Here is a 20,057-nt window from a genome sequence, read left to right as displayed (position 1 = left end):
TATGCGATCGTCGGCAGCGTCAGATGTGTATAACAGGCGGCTCCTACTCGGAGCAGATCCAGCAGGCCATCGAGAAGCAAGGCCTGAACGGCAACGTGCTCATCGGCTGAGCTCGCTCAGGCTGAGTTGACCCACTCGTCGGAGCCGTCGGCGAAGTGCTGGTGCTTCCACACCGGTAGGCGTTCTTTGACGGTATCCACGAGACGGGCACAGGTTTCGAACGCCGCCCTGCGATGGTCCGCTGCCACAGCGGCCACCAGGGCGGCGTCGCCTATTTTCAGGGCTCCGATGCGGTGACTCACCGCAATGGCCCGCACACCGGGACTGTCCGCGGCGATTTCGGCCGCAACCGCCTGCAGCGTCTCCAGGGCGGTGGGATGGGCGGAGTACTCCAGCCGCGTCACCGAGCGGCCGCCGTCATGGTCGCGGACCACGCCCGAGAATCCGACGACGGCGCCCGCAGCCTCATGAGCCACCAGCTCCTCGTGTTCGGTCAGGTCGATGGGATCCTCAGTGACCGCCACCCGGGCGACGACAGCGCTCATCGTTGATGTCTCCTCTTCGCGCAAGCGCTCATCGTTGATGTCTCCTCTTCGCGCAAGCGCTCATCGTTGATGGTCCTTGCCGCTCAACTGATCCAACGCATGCTCCAACACATGATCGAGCACGCCCAGGCCGTCTTTCACGCCGCCTGTAGAGCCCGGCAGGTTCACGATCAGGGTGCGCCCGGAGACGCCGCACACGCCCCGCGAGAGCACAGAGGTAGGGACTTTGTGGCCGCCTGAGCGCCGGATGGCGTCGGCCAGACCGACCACCTGATAGTCCAGTACCGCCATGGTGGCTTCGGGAGTGCGGTCGGTCGGTGAGATGCCGGTACCGCCGGACGTGATGATCAGGTCGATGTGTTCGGCCAGAGCAGAGCGCAGCGCTGCGCCGACCGCAGCGCCGTCGGCGACGACCACCTGCTCGGTCACGTCGTAGCCGCGGTCCGCGAGCCACCCGACGATCATGGGACCGGTGCGGTCGTCATAGATCCCGGCCGCTGCCCGGGTCGACGCGATGACCACGCGGGCCGAACGGGTTACGCCGGTGGAGTGTCTGGAGTCCATAGACCCGTTTTACCGCCCTCTTTGCGCAGTACCCGGATCTGGTCGAGGCGAGCCGCCGGATCGACGGCCTTGATCATGTCGTAGAGCGTCAACCCGGCCACGCTGACGGCGGTCAGCGCCTCCATCTCGACACCCGTACGGTCGGTGCTGCGCACGGTCGCGGTGATGTCTACCCGGTCGGTGCCGATGCCGAAATCGACGTCGACACCGGTGAGTGCCAACTGATGGCACAGCGGGATCAGGTCGGACGTGCGCTTGGCCGCGAGGATGCCCGCGACGCGGGCGGTGGCGAGCGCGTCACCCTTGGGCAGCCCACCTGATGCGATCAGCGTGACCACCTCGGCGGTGCTCAGGAGCGTGCCCGCAGCCACCGCGGTGCGCTTGGTGACGTCCTTGGCGGTGACGTCGACCATATGCGCCGCCCCGGTTTCGTCGAGGTGCGACAGGCCCACCGTTACCGGTTAACGACGGTGACCGACTGAATGAACGGCAGGGTTTCTGCCGGCACGGGGAAGGTCACGTCCCCGAACGGAGACAGGGCGCCGGTGCGGTCGGTCGCCAGTTCGCTGACGGCGTGATCGTCGCCGTCGCTCAGTACCGGCCAGCCGTTGTCGACGTACTGATTCTTCTTGTTGTCAGCCACGCCCCACATTGTGGCAGGCCAGACATCCGGAGGCGAGACCGGCATGTCACCCGTGCGCTGCTTTACGCTGGTCAGGATATGACCGCGAAGACTCCTTCGGAGGACAGGAGCGCCGCAACCCGGCCGAACGCCGGGATCCCGCTGGGCGCCTGGCTGGCCGAGCTCCCCGACGAGGGACTCCTGCGGATTCTGCAGCTGCGGCCAGACCTGACCCAACCGCCTCCCGCCAGCTTGGCGGCGCTGGCCGCGAGGGCGTTGTCACGGCAGTCGGTCAAGGCAGCCACCGACGGCCTGGACTTCCTGCACCTGGCGGTGCTCGACGCGTTGCTGGTGCTGCACGCCGACTCAGGGGCGGTCGCGGTCACCGAGGTGACCGAGCTGCTCGGTGACCGGGGCGATGCCGACGCGATCGGTGCCGCGGTGGACGATCTGCGCGAGCTGGCCCTCGTCTGGGGTGCCGACGAGGTGCGGGTCGCGCCCGAGGTGACCGGGTCGCTGCCGTGGTACCCGGGGCAGGCCGCGTTGGAGGCGGCTGACCGCAGTGCCGACGAGATCGCCGAGCAGCTGGCCGATCTCGACGACCCGCAGAAGGAACTGCTGGCCCGCCTGGTGGAGGGTTCGCCCGTGGGGCGCACCCGCGACGCCGCTCCCGACACCCCGGAAGACCGGCCGGTGCCAAGGCTTCTGGCAGCCGGGCTGCTGCGCCGGATCGACGACGAGACGGTGATCTTGCCGCGGCTGGTGGCCCAGTCGCTGCGGGGCGAGCTCCCCGGCCCCACGCAGTTGGCGGTGCCCACGCTGCAGTCGGCGACCACAACCACCGCCGACGTGGATGCCGTCGCCGCCGGTGCCGCCATCGACCTGCTGCGTGAAATCGAATTACTCATCGAAACCCTCAGCGCCACACCGGTTCCCGAGCTGCGCAACGGCGGGCTCGGGGTGCGCGAGGTGAAACGGCTGGCCAAGGCCACTGGCATCGACGAGCCGAGGCTGGGACTCATCCTGGAACTGACGGCGAGCGCCGGGCTGATCGCCGTCGGCATGCCTGATCCGGACCCGGGCGACGGGACGGGGCCGTACTGGGCGCCGACGGTGACCGCCGACCGTTTCGTGGAATCGACGACGGCGGCGCGCTGGCAGCTGATCGCCTCGACCTGGCTGGACCTGCAGGCCCGCCCGGCATTGATCGGCTCGCGCGGCCCTGACGGCAAACCCTTTGCCGCACTGTCGGATTCACTGTTCTCCACCGCGGCGCCGTTGGATCGCCGGCTTCTGCTCACGGTGCTCGCCGAGCTGCCGCCCGGCACCGGTGTCGACGCGGCCGAGGCATCGCGGGCCATGATCTGGCATCGGCCCCGCTGGTCGGCGCGCCTGCAGCCGTCCACCGTCGGCAACCTGCTGGACGAGGCGCACGCGGTGGGCCTGGCCGGACGCGGCGCGATCAGCACACCGGGACGCGGGCTGCTGGCCGACGATCCGGCCGAGGACGTACTGGCGACGATGGCCAAGGTGCTGCCCAAGCCGCTCGATCACTTCCTGCTGCAGGCCGACCTCACAGTGATCGTGCCGGGGCCGCTGGAACGTGAACTGGCCGAGAAGCTGGCGATGGTGGCGACCGTCGAATCGGCAGGCGCGGCGATGGTGTACCGGATCACCGAGGCCTCGGTGCGGCACGCGCTGGATGCGGGGCGCACTGCAGGCGAGCTGCACAGCCTCTTCGAGAAGCACTCCAAAACCCCTGTGCCGCAAGGATTGACGTACCTGATCGACGACGTCGCCCGCAGGCACGGGCAGCTGCGGGTCGGGATGGCGTCGTCGTTCGTGCGGTGTGAGGACGCCGCACTGCTGGCGCAGGCGGTGGCATCGTCGGCCACCGAGCGTCTCGAGCTGCGCCTGCTTGCCCCCACCGTTGCGGTGTCCCAGGCCCCGATCTCCGATGTACTCGCGGGGCTGCGCGACGCGGGGTTCGCCCCGGCGGCCGAGGACTCGTCGGGCACCATCGTCGACATCCAAGCTCTCGGCCACCGCGTCGCCGCCCCCACCCGGCGACGCGTCCATCGGCCCTCGACACCTCCGACGACGCAGACGCTTTCGGCCATCATCGCGGTGCTCCGCAAGGTGTCCAGCGGGCCGTTCGCCAACGTCCGGCTGGATCCCGCAGTGGCCATCACCCAACTGCAGGACGCCGCGATCGCCCAAACCTCGGTGCTCATCGGCTACGTCGACCCCGCAGGCGTCGCGACCCAGCGCGTGGTGGCCCCGATCAACATTCGCGGCGGCCAGTTGACCGCGTACGACCCCGCCGCGGGACGGGTGCGGGAGTTCGCGATTCACCGAGTCACCTCCGTGGTGTCGGCCAACGACGACTGATAGGCGGTCCGCAGCTGTCGGCGTGTCGCTATTGGCGGCGTGTCGCGGATTCCGAGCACACACCGACCTCGAAATGCGCCACCGCCCGCGGTATCAGAAAAATTGGTACCACTGGCGATAGCGCGTTTCGAGGACCACGTGCCTCGGGCTTTCCGGTACCACTGTGACAGTTGTGGCCAGAGCTGCCCGGTCAGCGCGACTAACCCGGCGAACAGCTTGGACACAGCTCATCCACAGAACCGTTCACGACCATGTCTCTCGTGACAACCCTGTTGAGCGAGGCTGCCGTGGCTCCGGCAAGACGAGGCGTGTCGCTGCTGCACGGCTGGTTGCCACCGACGGTGTGGGCAGTGGCCGCGATCGTGCTGGTACTGGCGATCGGTTGGCGGAATCGCCGCTGGCGGTTGATCTGGCTGCCGGTGGCCATCGTGATCGGCCTGATTCTCGCGGGGTGGACCCACTGGTACATCGATGCGCAGGGGCTGGCGGGCGATCCTGCGCCGGATTCGCTGTGGGTGTGGGTCGGCCTGACCGGTCTGGCCGCTGCGGTCGCGGTACTCGGATGGCGGGGCAGCCACTGGTGGCGCCGCGGCGTGTCAGTGCTCGCGGTGCCGTTGTGCCTGCTGAGCGCGGGCTTGGCCCTCAACCTCTGGGTGGGCTATTTCCCGACGGTTCCGGCAGCCTGGAACGAGCTGACGGCCGGGCCGCTGCCCGACGAGACCGACCTCGCCACCGTCGAGGGCATGCGCGGCAAGGGCGCCCCCGCGCACGGAGCGCTGGTTCCGGTGGACATCCCGCAGGATGCCTCGGGGTTCAAGCACCGCACCGAGCTCGTCTACCTGCCGCCGGCCTGGTTCGCCGCCGGTGCGCCGAAGCTGCCGGTGGTGATGATGATCGCCGGCGAGTTCAACACGCCGTCCGACTGGCCCCGCACGGGCAACGCCATCGCCACGGTCGACAGCTTCGCCGCAGCGCACGGCGGCAATGCCCCGGTGTTCGTGTTCGTCGACGTCGGCGGGTCGTTCAACAACGACACCGAATGCGTCAACGGTCCGCGCGGCAACGTGGCCGATCACCTCACCAAGGACGTGCCGCCGTATGTCGCCGATACGTTCGACGTCCAGCAGGCCAACTGGGGTGTCGTCGGCTGGTCGATGGGCGGCACCTGCGCCGTCGACCTGACGGTGATGCACCCCGAACTGTTCAGCTCGTTCGTCGACATCGCCGGGGATACGGGCCCCAACGCAGGCACCAAGGATCAGACCGTTGCGAGGATCTACGGCGGCGACGCCTCGCAGTGGTCGGTGTACGACCCCACCACCGTGATCAACAAACACGGCCCCTACCAGGGCGTCTCCGGTTGGTTCGCGATCTCCTCGGATGCCCCGCAGCAGCACAAGGGCGGGTACGGCAATCCGAACGCGGTCGGCCTCGGCGGGCAGGACGCGGCAGGAAACCCGGGTGATCAGACCGACGCCGCCAACTCACTGTGCGCGCTCGGCCGGGCCCACGGCATCACCTGCGCCGTCGTCGCGAGCCCGGGCAAGCACGACTGGCCGTTCGCGATGGACGTGTTCAAAGCCTCGCTGCCCTGGCTGGCCGGTCAGATCGGCACGCCAGGCGTCGCCAAGGTGGCGTTGCCCGGGGACGGGCATGGACGCGCACCGGCGGGTGTCCCGTTGCAGGCCGCCACGCATTGAACCCAGCGCCAGTCTTGCCGAGCGTGCGTGTCTGCCGGCCGACAGGCCGCATTTCAACAGCAGTTCACGCACGCTCGCGCCCGCGGACAGCGCCGCTGTCGGCACGCTCTGGATAATGGGACAAATGACCGACGGCCCGCTGATCGTGCAGTCCGACAAGACGGTGCTGCTGGAGATCGACCATGAACAGGCCGGCGCGGCACGTGCGGCCATCGCCCCGTTCGCCGAGCTGGAGCGCGCGCCCGAACACGTACACACCTACCGCATCACGCCGCTGGCGCTGTGGAACGCCCGTGCGGCCGGCCACGACGCCGAGCAGGTCGTCGATGCGCTGGTCTCGTTCTCGCGCTATGCGGTGCCGCAGCCGCTGCTGGTCGACATCGTCGACACCATGGCCCGCTACGGCCGCCTGCAGCTGGTCAAGCATCCGGCACACGGGTTGACCCTGGTCAGCTTCGACCGGGCCGTGCTCGAGGAAGTGCTGCGCAACAAGAAGATCGCGCCGATGCTGGGGGCTCGCATCGACGACGACACCGTGATCGTGCACGCGAGTGAACGCGGCCGGGTCAAACAGATGCTGCTCAAGATCGGCTGGCCCGCCGAGGACCTGGCCGGCTACGTCGACGGCGAGGCCCATCCGATCGAATTGGCCCAGGACGGCTGGCACCTGCGCGACTACCAGGAGATGGCCGCCGACTCGTTCTGGGCCGGCGGTTCCGGTGTCGTGGTCCTGCCGTGTGGCGCCGGTAAGACGCTCGTCGGGGCCGCGGCGATGGCCAAGGCCGGTGCGACGACGCTGATCCTGGTCACCAACACCGTGGCGGGCAGGCAGTGGAAGCGTGAACTGGTCGCCCGCACCTCGCTGACCGAGGACGAGATCGGCGAATACTCCGGGGAGAAGAAGGAGATCCGCCCGGTCACCATCGCCACCTACCAGGTGATCACCCGACGCACCAAGGGTGAGTACAAGCATCTGGAGCTGTTCGACAGCCGCGACTGGGGGCTGATCATCTACGACGAGGTGCACCTGCTGCCCGCACCCGTGTTCCGGATGACCGCCGACCTGCAGTCCCGGCGCCGGCTCGGGCTGACGGCGACCCTGATCCGTGAGGACGGCCGCGAAGGTGACGTGTTCTCGCTGATCGGGCCGAAGCGCTACGACGCGCCGTGGAAGGACATCGAGGCCCAGGGCTGGATCGCCCCGGCCGAGTGCATCGAGGTCCGGGTGACCATGACCGACAACGAGCGGATGATCTACGCCACTTCCGAACCGGACGAGCGCTACAAGCTGTGCTCCACGGTGCACAGCAAGATCGCGGTGGTTCGCTCGATCCTGGAACGGCACCCGAACGAGCAGACGCTGGTCATCGGCGCCTACCTGGATCAGCTGGAAGAACTCGGGCAGGAACTCGACGCCCCGGTGATCCAGGGTTCGACGAAAAACTCCGAACGCGAGGAGCTGTTCGACGCGTTCCGCCGCGGGGACATCTCGACGCTGGTCGTCAGCAAGGTGGCGAACTTCTCCATCGATCTGCCCGAAGCGTCTGTGGCCGTTCAGGTTTCGGGCACTTTCGGATCCCGGCAGGAGGAGGCGCAACGGCTGGGCCGGCTGCTGCGGCCGAAGGCCGACGGCGGCGGCGCGGTGTTCTACTCGGTGGTCTCCCGCGATTCGCTGGATGCCGAGTACGCCGCCCACCGGCAGCGGTTCCTCGCCGAGCAGGGTTACGGCTACATCATCAAAGACGCCGACGATCTGCTGGGCCCGGCGATTTAGTTCGGCTCCGCACGGCCATCAGCATCTTGCCGTCCGGACCGCCGGTGAAGGTCAGCTCGCGCCGCAACCGCTGACCGGGCACCAGGTCGAGTTCGTAGCGCTGGGCCAGGGCGGCGACGATCAGCGTGGCCTCCTGGTTGGCGAAACCCGATGCGATGCACATTCTTTTGCCTGCGCCGAACGGGATGTGGGCGCGCCGTTGCGGCCCGTCGAGGTTCTCTTTGAGGAACCGTGACGGGTCGAAGTCGTAGGCGTTCTCCCACACCCGCCGGTTGTGGTGCACGCTGTGCATCAGCACGGCAATGCTGGTGCCCGCCTTGATCGGATAGTCCCCCAGCACGTCGTCGGCCTTGGCGGTGCGGGCCACCCCCATGATCGGCGGGAACACCCGCATGGCCTCGGCCACCACGGCCTGCGTCCATGGCAGGTCGTCGACGTCGGCGGCGGTGGGTTCGCGGCCGCCGAGCACCTCGTCGAGTTCCTCGTCGAGTCGCCGACGGGCCTGCGGGTGTTGCGACAGCAGAAACCACGTCCACGCCAGCGCCGCGGCCGTCGTCTCGAACCCGGCGCCCAGGAACGTCAGCACCTCGTCCCGGATCTCCAGATCGCTGTAGCGATAACCGGTTTCGGGATCTTCTGCGGACATCAAGAGGGCCAGCAGGTTGTCGGTGCCCTCGATTTTGCCGCTGCGATGGTCGGCGATCATCTCGTCGACGAATCGTTCGATGCGGCCCAGTCCGCGTCGTGCCCGCGGCGCGATCACCCATGCACCCCGCCGCAGCTCGTTGATGGCCATGCGGGGCGCACGCGCAGCCAGCCACCGCGGACCGCGCCTGGACAACTGATCGGCGCGCCACCGCAGCGGTCGCGCCACGCCGATCAGGAATCCGTAGCCGAAAAGGGTTAGCAGGCGCGCGAAATCGGTACGCATCTGCTCGGCGAGGCGGCCGTCGAGGTCGATGCCGAACATGGTGCGGGCGATGATGTCCAGCGTCACGTAGTTCATCTCGGCGGCGATGTCGACGGGACCGGTGTGCTTATCCCACCGGTCGGCGGCCGCTCTCGCTGCGGCCACCATCTGCGGCGCGAAGGAATCCACGTGGCGTTTGGCGAAGATCGGTTGCACCAGCCGCCGATTACGTTGCCACAGTTCGTCGTTCAGGTCGGTCACCAGGCCCCGGCCGAACGCGACGGCAAGCAGGTCGTACTCGGCGTTCTTGGTGTAGTTGTCCTGATTGGTGACCAGGACGTGGCGTGCGATGTCGGGATTGCGCACTACGACGAACTTCGCCAGCGGCGCACGGGCCACGACGATGTCGTCCTGTCCCGGAAGCTCGGTCGCGTACTCGTAGATGGTGTGCCGGTAGCCGGCCCGGATTGCCTTGAGTGCCAACCACCATGACTTGAGGTATCCGATGTCGGTGTGCTGCCAGCGAATCGGGGTCGGCGCCCACCGTGGCGGATGCAGCGTGTCATGGACAGGGCAGTCGCCGACGGCGTCCTTCGTGGCGGGCTGGGACATCTGACCACCTCCCGGTCGGAGTCATCGAGCACCCCAAGCTCGGACTCCCGGTATACAGTACCGGCGGTACCGGGTTTTGACCAGAGAGCGCTACGCGTGCGGCCCGACCACCTTGACCACCGTCAACAGCACGACGGAGTCCTCGAGCGCCCGCAGACTGTGCCGACTGCGCGGGACCGCGATGTGATCGCCGGGCGATCCTTCCCAGCTGGCTTCCGAGTTCCCCAACGACACCCTGCCCTCGATCACCTGAAGGGTGGCCTCGCCCGGGCTCTCATGCTCGTCGAGAGCGCTGCCCGCGGTGAGAGCAATGAGTGTCTGCCGCAGCGCATGTTCGTGCCCGCCGTAGACGGTATGCGCGCTGCGGCCGCTGCTGGCCGACCGGGCTGTGGTCAGCTGCTGACGGGCAAGGGCAGTGAGCGAGATCTTCTCCATACCCGGATCGTGCCACTCGGGTTCGACGGATTCCGGCGGTCGGTCGGGAACACTGGAAGAAACGTCGAAATCGTGACCGATCACGGTGGCCGCCGGGCGGCCGGCAAACCGTGCGCCGCCGACCACCAGCAGGACAGTGGATTCCGATCAGGCCGAGCGGATCTCATTCCCGGGAAACCTGCCCCGCAACGCGGCCAGCATCCGCTCGGCCTCCGCGATGCGGGCATGCACCCGAAGGACGGCTTCCGGCAGCTTCGCGGGCGCCGCGGTATGCCGCTCCGATCGATCGCGCCAGGCACGTTCGGCGAGTGCTGCGAGCGCATGAAGCTCCGCGATCTCAGCCTGCATCATCTCGTCGAACAGGCGCGATTGCGCGACATCGGCCGGATGCGGGGGCCGGGACCACGTGTCGATATGTGGCGACCGGGACGGTACCGCATTCGCATAGGACTCGCGTCGCTGTGACAGCACGGACATATAGTGACGCAAGCTGCTTCCCTCAGCGACTCCACAGGTTCATCGCGTATTCACGTCTTCGCCATCTTCCGGCGCCGGCGATGTCGACCAGCAAAGGGCTCATCCCGACCCGTCGGGATCCTCGAACGTCACGCCACATTGTTGGGATCGGTAGTCCGGCGACGCGCGTGTACTTACGTCACCGCGACGCCGACGAGAAGGCGCCGCACGACAGGCGAGGAATACAGCCATGAAGATCGTGCCCACCAACATCGAGCAACAGATCAGCCGCGTCGATCGTCAGCGCAGCCTGCTCATCGGGATCAGCTGTGGCCTGCTGGCGTTCTGGTCCATCTACCGGGTCATCTGGTCGCTCTACCTCGCGCTGGCCTATGACTTCTTGTTCGGATCGCTGATCTTTCCGGTCGTCCTCTGGGGCGTGATCGGCGCCGTTGCAGCAGTCGCGGCCACCGCGTTCCTGACCCACTACGCCAAGGGCAGCGCGACCGACACCGATCACATGGATCAGCGATGAGCTTGCGGCGCACCGTCGCCGGCGCCGTGCTGTCGGGTGCAGTGGCAGTCGTCGGCGTGGGATTGGCGACGGGCGTCGCGCACGCCAACGGCGGTCCGTACACGTGGTGCCCGGGCCAGTCGATGGAAGACCCGAGTGGACCGAACAGGTATGGCAATCAATATGTTTGGGACATGAGCCAGTGCCACACCTGGTACCGCGTGTCCTACGGGTTCGGCAACGTTCCCCGCGACATCAACGGGCAGCAAACCCTGCAGGGCTCCAGTGCGTGGGACGGGGAAGACCCTCCTGTGCCGGAACCGGTGAACTGCGGCCTGTTCTGGTGCCCGATCCCGCCGCACCCGGATCCGAATTTCCACGGCTGACGAGCGGCTAGATGGCGCGAAGAGCATCCAGCGCGGCAGCGGAATCGCTCCCCGGCTCGGCGCGGAAGATGATGAGATGCTGTCCCCCTGAGTGCGGCACGTGCAACCGGTTGCGTTGCAGGTACAGCTCGCCCACTCTGGGGTGGCGCACGTGGGTGGTGCCGGGTCGGTAGCCGACGTCGGCCCGTGCCCACAGTTCCCGGAAACGTTCGCTCGCCGAGGACAATTCGTCGATCATCCGGCGGAGCCGGGGATCGTCGGGGGTACTGCCCGCGACTTCCCGCAGCCCGCTCACGGCGATATCGGTGGCCTCGTCCCAGTCGACGAAGAACTCCTTGGCCGCCGGGTCCAGGAGCCGCCACCGCAGGAAATTCTCACCGGGGCGGAACGCCGGGGCCAGCGCCTGCGCGACGGCGTTGGCCGCCAGCACATCCTGATACCTGTTGGCCACAATGGCCGGCATCGGGAACTGATCGATCAGTTCGTCGAGGCCGTCGGCCACTTCTTCCAGATCGCCTTGTTCCCAACGGGTTCCGGACTGTCCGGCCAACTGGTGCAGGTATTCGGTGCCCTTGATGTCCAGCTGCAGCGCCCGGGCCAGGGCGTCGAGCACCTGCGCGGACGGATTCTTGTCCCGGCCCTGCTCCAGCCGCAGGTAGTAGTCGGAGCTGATACCGGCCAGCAATGCCAACTCCTCCCTGCGCAGCCCGGCGACCCGCCGCCGGGAGCCGGCGACCAGGCCGACGTCGTCAGGACGGACCTGCTCGCGCCGCGACCGCAGGTACTCGCCGAGCGCGTTTCCCTTCGCCACGTCAGTCGTCGATATGCGTCGGCGGGTCGGTGAACGTGAAGTCGAACGGATAGTCGTGGCCGGGGCCCATCAGATCGCAGCGCTTGACGGGTACCAGGTGGGAACTCAGGCCGCTGGGGACGTAGTTGTACACCGCCGTGCACCGCTGCCAGGTGCCGTCCGGCTGGATTGGTCCGTCGCACTTGCTGATGACGGGTCCGCCGTACAGGCAGCCGGCGCTGGCCGGCGGCGCCGAGACGAGCAGACCTGCAGCCGTCAGCCCGACGGCCAGTCCACCGAATATGCAGAGCTTCATGGGTTCTCCCATCACCACCGAATGACGCTACCGCAGTGAATCCAGGTGGCGAGCCACGTCGGGCGAAAGCCTTTGAACAGATGCCCTGATCGCCGGACCCTGTCCCCGGCAATACCAGGATCAGCGCGGCGTTCCCACCGCAGCGTCGCGGCGCCGACTCTAGATGCATGGTTGAACGACACGATATCGAGTTACCCGCCCAGGGCGGAGTGACACTGCGGGGCTGGTTGTTCCAGCCCGACGGTCCCGGCCCACACCCGGCGATCACCATGGCGCACGGTTTCGCCGGGGTGAAGGAGCATGGGCTGGAGCGATTCGCCCGGCTCTTCGCCGACGCCGGGTTCGTGGTCCTGGCTCACGATCACCGGGGCTTCGGCGCCAGCGACGGCTCTCCGCGCTTCGACGTCGACCCGTGGGTACAGATCGCCGACTGGCGCCGCGCGATCTCGTTCCTGGAGAGTCGCCCGGACGTCGATTCTCGGCGGATCGGACTGTGGGGTAGCAGCTACGCGGGCGGACACGCGATCGTGCTGGGCGCCACCGACCGCCGGCTGCGCGCAGTGGTCGCCCAGGTGCCGACCATCAGCGGCTATCAGCAGAGCCTGCGACGCGTCGCCCCGGACCAGGTGGCGGCGTTGGAGGCCCGGTTCGCCGAGGACGAGCGGGCTCAGTTCCGAGGCGAGCCACCGGCCACGCAGGCGGTGGTGAGCAGCGATCCGGCCGTACAGGCCGCCTACCGCTCCCCCGACGCGGTCGCGTTCTACACCCAACCCGCACCGGAAGGCGTGTGGCACAACATCATGACGGTGCGCTCATCCCGCGCGGCCCGCATGTACGAGCCGGGCATCTGGATCGACCGGGTCTCCCCCACCCCGCTGCTGATGGTGGTCGGCCTGCACGACACCGTCACGGTCACCGATCTGGCACTGAGCGCCTATGAGCGCGCCTTGGAACCCAAGCGCCTCGTGACCATCAACGGCGGGCATTTCGACCCGTACCTCGGCCAGTTCGACATCGCCGGTGGCGCCGCGCGGGACTGGTTCATCGAGCACCTCTCCAAGACCGAACTGTAAAGGGAGACATCATGACCGAACTGCACTACCAGGTGATGGTCCACGACGGCCTGCGCCGCAACCGCGAACAGCGCCTGCCCGACGGAAGCCCGATCGTGTCCTCACCCGTGTCATCCACGCTGATCCTCGGCGACCGTGACGCCGCGCTGGTCGACCCGCCGTTCACCCACGACCAGGTGCAACGCGTCGGCGACTGGATCGAAAAATCCGGCAGGGCATTGAAATACATCTACGCCACCCACGGCCACGGCGATCACTGGTTCGGCACCGACCAACTGCTGCAACGATTCCCGGGAGCGGTCGCCTACGCCACCGAAGGCACCATCGCGAAGATGCACGAACAGGCCGTCGAGGGTCGCGCCCAGATGTGGGACGTCGACTTCCCCGGCCAGATCCCCCCGAGCCCCGTTGTGTACCAACCCATTCCCGAAGCCGGCCTTGAGCTGGAAGGGGAACGGCTGGTCGCCGTCGAGGTCGGCCACACCGACACCGACGACACCACCGTGCTGCACGTGCCCTCGATCGGGTTGGTGGTCGCCGGTGACGTCGCCTACAACGGCGTGCACCAGTATCTGCTGGAAAGCGCCGACGGCGGGATCAAGTCCTGGCTGCAGGCACTCAACAAGGTCGCCGCGCTGCATCCCCGCGCAGTCGTGGCGGGGCACAAGAACAAGGATCTCCCCGACGATCCGGCGATCATCACCGAGACTCGCGACTACCTCCTCGACGCACAGCGTCTGATGGCTGGAAACCCCACCCCCCGAGAGTTTTTCGACTACATGATTCAGCTCTACCCCGACCGGCTCAATGTCGGCCCGGTCTGGTACAGCGCCGTAGCGCTGCTGTCTTGAAAGGACCCTGAAATGATCATCGATGCAGATCACCTCGACGCCACGTCGAGCTACAAACTTCTCATCGGCAGTGTGCTGCCGCGCGCCATCGCCTGGATCAGCACCGCCTCGACGACCGGAGTCGGCAATATCGCGCCGGTGTCCTTCTTCACCGTGGTGGGCCGCATTCCCCCGATCCTGTCGGTTTCCCTGCAGCCGCGCTCCGACGGTGTCACGCTCAAGGACACGTTCATCAACATCCGCGACACCGGAGAGTTCGTCGTCAACATCGCCTCGATCGCCCAGGCCGATGCGGTGCACCGGTCGGCGTTCGAATTCGATTCCGGTGTCGACGAATTCGAGGCCCTGGGCCTCACCAAGGCTGCGTCCGAGTTCATCGCTGCACCCCGCATCGGCGAGGCCCCGATCTCATTCGAATGCGTGGTGGACCGCATCATCCCGATGCCGCCGCTGCCCGACCATGTGGTCTGGGGCCGCGTGAAGCGCATTCACGTCCGCGACGACCTGTACCTGTCGCGGGGCCGCATCGACGTCGGCGCGCTGAACGCTTTCGGCCGCCTCGCCGCTGAGTACACGCTCGTCAACAACATCTTCACCACCCCACTGCCCGACGGCCTGGCCGAGGAGTTCGCGGCCCAGCGCGCCCAGCGCCTGGACGGCAAGTCGACCGACTACTCCCCCATCGACACCAAAGACTGGTCGCCCTCCGGCGCCACCAAGGAGACTGCGAAATGACCACACCCTCTGCCCCTCGCACCCGCACCGTACTGTTCATCCACGGCTTCCTCGATGACGAAACTGTCTGGGATGACGTGATTTCCGCCCTCCCAGGCGACGTCGACACCGTCCGCTACGGACTGCCGGGTTTTGGAGCCCGCACCGCCGACGGCTCGGTTGACATCACCCTGGCATCGCTGGCCACAGAGGCCGCCGAGCTCATCGCCGATGTCGACTCCGATGTCGTCGTAGTCGGACAGAGCATGGGCTCCCAGGTCGCCGAACTGATCGGCGCCGCGCATCCGGGGAAAGTCACCGGGCTGGTGCTCATCACCCCGGTTCCATTGACAGGAACGCGCCTTCCCGATGAAGCAGTGGCCCCGTTCCGTCAGCTGGGCGGCCATCCCGACGCGCAGCGCGCCGCCCGTGCGCAGCTGTCGCCCAAACTTTCCGATGATCAACTCGACCGGCTGACGCCGGCAGGCGCATCCGCACGGCCCGATGTGGTCAGCCACTACGTCGACGTCTGGAACGACGGTGTGCCCGACGCACCGCAGGTCAGCGCATTCACCGGCCCCGTGCTGCTGATCCGGGGCGGCGCAGACCCGTTCGTCACCGCCGAACTGCTTGCCACCGTGAGCCCGCGCTTCCCGCAGGCCGAGGAGCAGGTGATCGACGGAGGTGGGCACTGGGTGCACGTCGAATACGCCGACCGGGTCGCCACGGCCATCACCGCCTTCACACACCAGACCGGGGCGGCAGCCAGCTGGCGCCGCAGCTTCGCCGAGAAGTCACAGGCCCGCTTCGCCGAGACGTTCGCCGAGCACGTCGTCTTCGAAGCCACCACCCTCCCCGACTCGGTCGAGGGTCGTGATCAGGTCGCCACCATCATGGGCGCCGCCAGCACCATCTACGAATCCCTGGAGTTCACCTCCGAGGCCCACAGTGGGTCGACCAGCTATCTGCAATGGCGGGCAACGGCATTCGGCGATATGGCGATGCGGGGCATAACCGTCCTGGACCGCGACGCCGACGGCAAGGTCGTCAAGATTGCCATCCATCACCGGCCGCTGGGCGCCGTCCTGCGGTTCGCTGAGGAGATCCGCAAGCGCACGGAAACGGCCGCGTCATGACCGGCGCGCTCGGATACCGGCTGTTCGTCACCGGCCAGATCCCGCAATCCGGCCGCGGGCCGCTGCCCGACGGCAGCCCGCGGATGTGGTCACCGATCACCTCGACATTGATCACCGGACGGCGCGACGCGCTGCTGGTCGACCCGCCGCTGACCACCGCGCAGGCGGACGAGGTCGGCGACTGGGTGGCGGCATCCGGCCGACGCCTGGCCGGCATCTACATCACGCATGGGCACGGTGATCACTGGTTCGGCGCCATCCCGCTACTGCGGCGGTTTCCTGACGCCGTGGTCTATGCCACGGCCGGCACCGTCGAGCACATGGCGTCGCAGAACGCACCCGAGTTCCGGGCCGGGTTCTGGGACAAGGTCTTTCCCGGTCAACTACCGACCGGTGACGTCGAGGTCACCGTGGTCGACGAGGACGGCTTCGAACTCGACGGCGAATGGCTGCGGCCGGTCGAAGTAGGTCACACCGATACCGATGCGACGACCATGCTGCATGCCCCCGGCGCAGGTCTGCTCGTCGCGGGCGATGTCGTCTACAACGGTGTGCACCTGTACCTCACCGAATCTGGCGGGGCGGCCGGGCTCGACGAGTGGCTGACCGCGTTGGACATCGCCGAGAGCCTGCGGCCCACGGTCGTGATCGCCGGGCACAAGAATCCCGTCGCACCCGACGATCCGGCACAGCTCGACGCCACCCGCCGCTATCTCAAAGATGCCCGTAGGCTGCTCGAAACATCTTCTGACGCCGAGGAGTTCTACCGCGACATGCTGGCCCTGCACCCTGACCGGATCAACCCCGGTGCGCTGTGGGGTGCGGCGATCACCTTGTTTCCGACGAACTCATGAGGTTGAGATGACCGACTTGGTAGCGGAAATTCTGCAGGCCCACGGCGGCGTGACACGGTGGAACGAATATTCTCGGGTCGAGGCGACAATCGTCTCCGGAGGCAAACTCTGGGGCATCAAAGGTCAACCGCAGGATGCCACCCCTCGCCGGATGTCCGTGACGCTGCACCGGCAGTGGGCTTCGGTACAACCGTTCGGCGCACCGGATCAGAAGACCGATTTCACCGCCGATCGCGTCGCCATCGAGAAGCTCGACGGTCACGTGGTCGCCGAGTTACGCAGTCCGCGTGACTCGTTCGCGGGTCATGTGCTGGAGACTCCGTGGAATCCGTTGCAGCGGGCCTACTTCAACGGCTACGCCCTGTGGAACTATCTGACCGCGCCGTTTCTGATGTCGTTACCGGGTGTCTCCGTCGAAGAGATCGAGCCGGTCACCGACCGCGGCGAGACGTGGCGAGGCGTGCGCGTGCACTATCCGCCACACTTCGCCAGTCACAGTCCGGTGGAGGAGTTCTATTTCGACTCCGATCATCTGATCCGGCGCCACGACTACCGGGTGGACGTGGCGGGCGGATTTGCCGCCATGCACTACACCGATGACATCGTCGAATTCGACGGCATCAAGATTCCGACGAAACGTCGCGCGTACCGGTGCGATTCGGCCGGACGGCTCCTGCCCGACGAGCTCATGGTCGCCATCGATCTGAGCGCAGTCCGGTTCAGCTGAGGTCCACCAGCGTCAGCGCGCGGCGGGGTTCTCCAAGACCACAGCGACACCCTGACCGGAACCGACGCACACTCCGATCGCGCCGTACCGAGCGCCGCGCTCACGCAGTTCGTTCGCCAGCGTCAGGACGTACCGGGCCCCGGTGGCGCCGAACGGATGGCCGATGGCCACGGCACCGCCGTTGGGCGTGAGCTTCTCGTCTGGAATGACGAAGCCGTCCAACTGGTTCGGGAGCTCACGCAGCACGCCGAGAGCCTGGGCGCTGAACGCCTCGTGCACCTCCCAGACGTCGATCTGCTCGGGGTTCAACCCGGCCCGCCGGATGGCCATCGGCAGAGCCCACGCCGGGGCCAGCCCCATGACCAACGGATCGATGCCGTACACCGCCGAGGACACCACGCGGGCCAAGGGCTCGAGTCCCAGTTCGGCTGCCCGCTCCCCCGATGCCAGTACCAACGCGGCGGCGCCGTCGGTCAGCGGCGTCGAGTTCGCCGCGGTCATCTGCGTGGTCCCAGGTTGCGGTTTCAGTTTCGCCAGCTGCTCGGCGGTGGTGTCGTCGCGGATGAACTCGTCGTGCTCGAAGGTGCGGGCCGGCGTCGTCTTCGTCGCCGCGATCTCGACGGGCATGATCTCCTTGGCCAGCCGGCCGGAATCGCGGGCGGCCTTGGCATTTCGCTGCGTACGCAGCGCGAAAGCGTCGATCTCTTCACGGGTCAGCCCGTACCGGTCGGCCACGTTCTGCGCGGTCTCGATCATCCCGATGTAGGCGTTGCGCGCCAACAGCGCGGGGTTTGGCGGGCCCCCGGCACCCGCCCACATGGTGTCGAGCAGGATGACGGGCCCGCGCGGGGAGAACGCAGCATCACCCTTCATGTAGGCCCAACCCGACCGCGACATGGATTCGACGCCGCAGGCCACCCCGACACCGAGGTCCCCCGCCCGGATAGCATGCGCGACACCAATGGTCGCGCTGAGCGACGACGCACAAAACCTGTTGATCGTCATCCCAGGCACGCTGTCGGGGAAACCTGCGGCCAACGCAGCCCACCGGGCCAGATCGCCCATGCCCTCATGGGCGGGGTTGACGCACCCGGCGACGATGTCCTCGATCTGATCGAGCTCGACGCCGACCCGCGCGCACGCACCTTTCATGGTCATCCCAAGAAGGTCGTCGACGCGGATGTGCGACAACGAACTGCCGTACCGGGCGAACGGAGTGCGGACACCGCCAAGCACAAATGCTTCTGTCATTACCGGCTCCCTCGGTCGAGGCGAGGGTACCGCGCACACCGGTGGGCCGACAGGGACTTCAGTGTGCGGTGGGAGGCGTCGCCTCACAACACTGAGGAATCTGGTCCTAGCCGACGGGCAGATGCACGCCCGACGATCGTTGTACCGGTCGTTCTGGTCGAGCGCAGCCGACCGCACTACTGTCCACAGTGGATTCGAGGAGGCAATCATGAGCTCACCGATAGCGGATCTCGGTCTGAGGATCCCGGTGATCGCCGCACCCATGGCGGGCGGTCCCACCACAGCGGCCATGGTGATCGCCGCGCACAGCGCAGGCAGTTTCGGTTTCCTTGCCGCGGGCTACAAGACTCCAGACGCCGTCGAGGCCGAGATGCGCGCCGTGCGTGATGCCGGGATACCGTTCGGCGTCAACCTTTTCGCCCCCAACCCGGTGCCGATCTCCCCCGAGCGCTACGCGGAGTACGCCCAGGCCATGCAGCGTGAGGCAGACCGGTTCGGGCTCACCCTGCCCGACACGCCGAACGACAGCGACGACCACTTCGCCGCCAAAGTGGACCTGCTACGGGCCAACCCCGTCCCCGTCGTCAGCTTCACCTTCGGCATACCGGGACACGACGTGATCCACAGTCTCCAGCAGGCGGGCAGCGCCGTGGTGCAGACGGTGACCTCGCGCGCCGAAGCGGAGGCTGCCGCGGCGGCAGGCGCCGACGCGCTGGCCGTACAGGCCAGCGGCGCCGGCGGGCACTCGGGCACGCTGACCCCGGACAATCCGCCCCAGGCCCTGCCCATCGGCGAACTCGTCGCGGGGATCACCTCGACGGTCGGGCTGCCCGTCATCGCCGCAGGCGGAATCGGCACAGCAGCCGACGTCGCCGGGGCGCTGCAGGCCGGCGCCGAGGCCGTGGCCGTCGGGACGGTGCTGCTGCTGGCCGACGAGAGCGGCGCGTCGGCGACCCACCAAGCCGCCCTGGAAGATCCCGAGCGCACCGAAACCGTTGTCACCAAAGCGTTCACCGGTCGCCCGGCCCGGGGCCTGCGTAACCGGTTCATCGACACCTACGAGGCCTCGGCCCCATTGGGCTATCCCGCGATCCACTTCCTCACCAGCCCGCTGCGCAAGGCCGCCGCGGCGGCAGGCGAACCCGACCTCGTGCACCTGTGGGCGGGCACCGGGTACCGGCATGCGCGCCGCCAGCCGACCGCACAGATTCTCGCCGGCCTCGCGCCGTGACCGAGGCTTAGACGAGCCACCGGGTCAACCCGGGCGTCACCCATGCTGTGCAATTGACTAGCAACCGGCTGCGGCCGTCGCGAGTGTGAATCCTCTGCGAAAAAACGCGCGGCAGATCGCAGACGTTTCACATTCGCGACGGCACAGGATCTCACCCTGATCTCGCAGAGCTGGTTCGCCCGGCATGCCCGATGCCATGGCGAAG

The 20,057-nt window shown here is 67.5% G+C and carries 22 protein-coding genes; 12 read left to right on the top strand and 10 right to left on the bottom strand.

The window, feature by feature from the left end; genetic code table 11:
• Positions 1-116: 116 nt before the first annotated feature.
• From A5784_RS03550 to A5784_RS03535, 4 genes are read right to left on the bottom strand one after another with little or no spacing between them, the layout of a single operon-like run.
• Complete coding sequence (locus A5784_RS03550) at positions 117-545, bottom strand: molybdenum cofactor biosynthesis protein MoaE (protein ID WP_064942348.1); 429 nt, start codon at positions 543-545, stop codon at positions 117-119.
• 60 nt (positions 546-605) lie between these two features.
• A complete protein-coding gene (locus tag A5784_RS03545) occupies positions 606-1,109 on the bottom strand; it encodes a MogA/MoaB family molybdenum cofactor biosynthesis protein (RefSeq protein WP_064942346.1) in 504 nt (167 codons plus the stop codon).
• Entirely contained in the window at positions 1,082-1,561 is a 480-nt protein-coding gene (moaC, locus tag A5784_RS03540) for a cyclic pyranopterin monophosphate synthase MoaC (protein ID WP_064942344.1), read from the bottom strand. The genes A5784_RS03545 and moaC overlap by 28 nt, the downstream gene beginning before the upstream one ends.
• Positions 1,562-1,563: 2 nt before the next feature.
• A complete protein-coding gene (locus A5784_RS03535; protein WP_029369742.1) occupies positions 1,564-1,761 on the bottom strand; it encodes a hypothetical protein in 198 nt (65 codons plus the stop codon).
• Between the two features lie 69 nt (positions 1,762-1,830).
• On the opposite strand from A5784_RS03535, the gene A5784_RS03530 reads away from it, so the two are divergent.
• The 3 genes from A5784_RS03530 (at position 1,831) to A5784_RS03520 (ending at position 7,596) form a co-directional block, all read left to right on the top strand.
• Entirely contained in the window at positions 1,831-4,122 is a 2,292-nt protein-coding gene (locus A5784_RS03530; RefSeq protein WP_064942342.1) for a helicase-associated domain-containing protein, read from the top strand.
• 251 nt (positions 4,123-4,373) lie between these two features.
• Positions 4,374-5,822, top strand: a complete 1,449-nt coding sequence (locus A5784_RS03525) for an alpha/beta hydrolase (protein ID WP_502687485.1) — start codon at positions 4,374-4,376, stop codon at positions 5,820-5,822.
• A gap of 124 nt (positions 5,823-5,946) precedes the next feature.
• On the top strand, positions 5,947-7,596 hold the full coding sequence (locus A5784_RS03520) for a DNA repair helicase XPB (RefSeq protein WP_064942340.1): 1,650 nt from the start codon (positions 5,947-5,949) through the stop codon (positions 7,594-7,596).
• Here the strand turns inward: A5784_RS03520 and A5784_RS03515 are convergent.
• The 3 genes from A5784_RS03515 to A5784_RS03505 all read right to left on the bottom strand — a co-directional run bounded on the left by A5784_RS03515 (position 7,559) and on the right by A5784_RS03505 (position 10,024).
• A complete protein-coding gene (locus A5784_RS03515; RefSeq protein WP_064942338.1) occupies positions 7,559-9,118 on the bottom strand; it encodes a cytochrome P450 in 1,560 nt (519 codons plus the stop codon). The genes A5784_RS03520 and A5784_RS03515 overlap by 38 nt on opposite strands.
• A gap of 90 nt (positions 9,119-9,208) precedes the next feature.
• Complete coding sequence (locus A5784_RS03510; protein WP_064942405.1) at positions 9,209-9,553, bottom strand: cupin domain-containing protein; 345 nt, start codon at positions 9,551-9,553, stop codon at positions 9,209-9,211.
• 147 nt (positions 9,554-9,700) lie between these two features.
• A complete protein-coding gene (locus A5784_RS03505; protein WP_156750350.1) occupies positions 9,701-10,024 on the bottom strand; it encodes a hypothetical protein in 324 nt (107 codons plus the stop codon).
• Positions 10,025-10,259: 235 nt separating this feature from the next.
• On the opposite strand from A5784_RS03505, the gene A5784_RS03500 reads away from it, so the two are divergent.
• Entirely contained in the window at positions 10,260-10,544 is a 285-nt protein-coding gene (locus tag A5784_RS03500; protein ID WP_064942334.1) for a hypothetical protein, read from the top strand.
• Complete coding sequence (locus A5784_RS03495) at positions 10,541-10,909, top strand: hypothetical protein (RefSeq protein WP_064942332.1); 369 nt, start codon at positions 10,541-10,543, stop codon at positions 10,907-10,909. The genes A5784_RS03500 and A5784_RS03495 overlap by 4 nt, the downstream gene beginning before the upstream one ends.
• A gap of 7 nt (positions 10,910-10,916) precedes the next feature.
• On the opposite strand, the gene A5784_RS03490 is transcribed toward A5784_RS03495, so the two are convergent.
• A complete protein-coding gene (locus A5784_RS03490) occupies positions 10,917-11,720 on the bottom strand; it encodes a helix-turn-helix domain-containing protein (protein ID WP_064942330.1) in 804 nt (267 codons plus the stop codon).
• A 1-nt stretch (position 11,721) separates the two neighbouring features.
• Positions 11,722-12,015 carry a CDGP domain-containing protein gene (locus A5784_RS03485; protein ID WP_064942328.1) on the bottom strand — a complete coding sequence of 98 codons (294 nt, stop codon included), beginning with the start codon at positions 12,013-12,015 and terminating at the stop codon, positions 11,722-11,724.
• A 167-nt stretch (positions 12,016-12,182) separates the two neighbouring features.
• On the opposite strand from A5784_RS03485, the gene A5784_RS03480 reads away from it, so the two are divergent.
• From A5784_RS03480 to A5784_RS03455, 6 genes are read left to right on the top strand one after another with little or no spacing between them, the layout of a single operon-like run.
• Positions 12,183-13,088, top strand: a complete 906-nt coding sequence (locus A5784_RS03480) for an alpha/beta hydrolase (protein ID WP_064942326.1) — start codon at positions 12,183-12,185, stop codon at positions 13,086-13,088.
• 11 nt (positions 13,089-13,099) lie between these two features.
• Positions 13,100-13,939: an MBL fold metallo-hydrolase gene (locus A5784_RS03475; protein ID WP_197514621.1), complete on the top strand. Its 840-nt coding sequence runs from the start codon at positions 13,100-13,102 to the stop codon at positions 13,937-13,939.
• 12 nt (positions 13,940-13,951) lie between these two features.
• Positions 13,952-14,674, top strand: a complete 723-nt coding sequence (locus tag A5784_RS03470) for a flavin reductase family protein (protein ID WP_064942322.1) — start codon at positions 13,952-13,954, stop codon at positions 14,672-14,674.
• The gene (locus tag A5784_RS39025; protein WP_232005924.1) at positions 14,671-15,789 is read left to right on the top strand and encodes an alpha/beta fold hydrolase; all 1,119 of its coding nucleotides are present in this window, start codon (positions 14,671-14,673) and stop codon (positions 15,787-15,789) included. Before A5784_RS03470 ends, A5784_RS39025 begins: the two co-directional genes overlap by 4 nt.
• Positions 15,786-16,643: an MBL fold metallo-hydrolase gene (locus tag A5784_RS03460; RefSeq protein WP_064942320.1), complete on the top strand. Its 858-nt coding sequence runs from the start codon at positions 15,786-15,788 to the stop codon at positions 16,641-16,643. The genes A5784_RS39025 and A5784_RS03460 overlap by 4 nt, the downstream gene beginning before the upstream one ends.
• Before the next feature lie 7 nt (positions 16,644-16,650).
• Positions 16,651-17,370 carry a hypothetical protein gene (locus A5784_RS03455; RefSeq protein WP_064942318.1) on the top strand — a complete coding sequence of 240 codons (720 nt, stop codon included), beginning with the start codon at positions 16,651-16,653 and terminating at the stop codon, positions 17,368-17,370.
• A 12-nt stretch (positions 17,371-17,382) separates the two neighbouring features.
• Here the strand turns inward: A5784_RS03455 and A5784_RS03450 are convergent, their stop codons facing one another.
• Positions 17,383-18,621, bottom strand: a complete 1,239-nt coding sequence (locus A5784_RS03450; RefSeq protein ID WP_064942316.1) for a thiolase family protein — start codon at positions 18,619-18,621, stop codon at positions 17,383-17,385.
• A 208-nt stretch (positions 18,622-18,829) separates the two neighbouring features.
• On the opposite strand from A5784_RS03450, the gene A5784_RS03445 reads away from it, so the two are divergent.
• Complete coding sequence (locus A5784_RS03445; protein WP_064942401.1) at positions 18,830-19,852, top strand: nitronate monooxygenase; 1,023 nt, start codon at positions 18,830-18,832, stop codon at positions 19,850-19,852.
• Positions 19,853-20,057 lie beyond the last annotated feature (205 nt).

This window comes from Mycobacterium sp. 852013-50091_SCH5140682 (assembly GCF_001665685.1).
Classification (GTDB): Bacteria; Actinomycetota; Actinomycetes; order Mycobacteriales; family Mycobacteriaceae; genus Mycobacterium.
Note: the sequence above shows the minus strand (reverse complement) of the source record. Positions and strands in the feature narration are given on the sequence as shown.

Excerpts from the sequence above, each read along its gene's own strand:
- A5784_RS03445 (WP_064942401.1), top strand. The coding sequence starts at position 18,830 with ATGAGCTCACCGATAGCGGATCTCGGTCTGAGGATCCCGGTGATCGCC.
- A5784_RS03450 (WP_064942316.1), bottom strand. The coding sequence starts at position 18,621 with ATGACAGAAGCATTTGTGCTTGGCGGTGTCCGCACTCCGTTCGCCCGG.
- A5784_RS03530 (WP_064942342.1), top strand. The coding sequence starts at position 1,831 with ATGACCGCGAAGACTCCTTCGGAGGACAGGAGCGCCGCAACCCGGCCG.
- A5784_RS03500 (WP_064942334.1), top strand. The coding sequence starts at position 10,260 with ATGAAGATCGTGCCCACCAACATCGAGCAACAGATCAGCCGCGTCGAT.
- A5784_RS03485 (WP_064942328.1), bottom strand. The coding sequence starts at position 12,015 with ATGAAGCTCTGCATATTCGGTGGACTGGCCGTCGGGCTGACGGCTGCA.
- A5784_RS39025 (WP_232005924.1), top strand. The coding sequence starts at position 14,671 with ATGACCACACCCTCTGCCCCTCGCACCCGCACCGTACTGTTCATCCAC.
- A5784_RS03455 (WP_064942318.1), top strand. The coding sequence starts at position 16,651 with ATGACCGACTTGGTAGCGGAAATTCTGCAGGCCCACGGCGGCGTGACA.
- A5784_RS03495 (WP_064942332.1), top strand. The coding sequence starts at position 10,541 with ATGAGCTTGCGGCGCACCGTCGCCGGCGCCGTGCTGTCGGGTGCAGTG.
- A5784_RS03520 (WP_064942340.1), top strand. The coding sequence starts at position 5,947 with ATGACCGACGGCCCGCTGATCGTGCAGTCCGACAAGACGGTGCTGCTG.
- A5784_RS03515 (WP_064942338.1), bottom strand. The coding sequence starts at position 9,118 with ATGTCCCAGCCCGCCACGAAGGACGCCGTCGGCGACTGCCCTGTCCAT.
- A5784_RS03525 (WP_502687485.1), top strand. The coding sequence starts at position 4,374 with ATGTCTCTCGTGACAACCCTGTTGAGCGAGGCTGCCGTGGCTCCGGCA.
- A5784_RS03535 (WP_029369742.1), bottom strand. The coding sequence starts at position 1,761 with ATGTGGGGCGTGGCTGACAACAAGAAGAATCAGTACGTCGACAACGGC.
- A5784_RS03460 (WP_064942320.1), top strand. The coding sequence starts at position 15,786 with ATGACCGGCGCGCTCGGATACCGGCTGTTCGTCACCGGCCAGATCCCG.
- A5784_RS03475 (WP_197514621.1), top strand. The coding sequence starts at position 13,100 with ATGACCGAACTGCACTACCAGGTGATGGTCCACGACGGCCTGCGCCGC.
- A5784_RS03550 (WP_064942348.1), bottom strand. The coding sequence starts at position 545 with ATGAGCGCTGTCGTCGCCCGGGTGGCGGTCACTGAGGATCCCATCGAC.
- A5784_RS03470 (WP_064942322.1), top strand. The coding sequence starts at position 13,952 with ATGATCATCGATGCAGATCACCTCGACGCCACGTCGAGCTACAAACTT.
- A5784_RS03545 (WP_064942346.1), bottom strand. The coding sequence starts at position 1,109 with ATGGACTCCAGACACTCCACCGGCGTAACCCGTTCGGCCCGCGTGGTC.
- A5784_RS03510 (WP_064942405.1), bottom strand. The coding sequence starts at position 9,553 with ATGGAGAAGATCTCGCTCACTGCCCTTGCCCGTCAGCAGCTGACCACA.
- A5784_RS03480 (WP_064942326.1), top strand. The coding sequence starts at position 12,183 with ATGGTTGAACGACACGATATCGAGTTACCCGCCCAGGGCGGAGTGACA.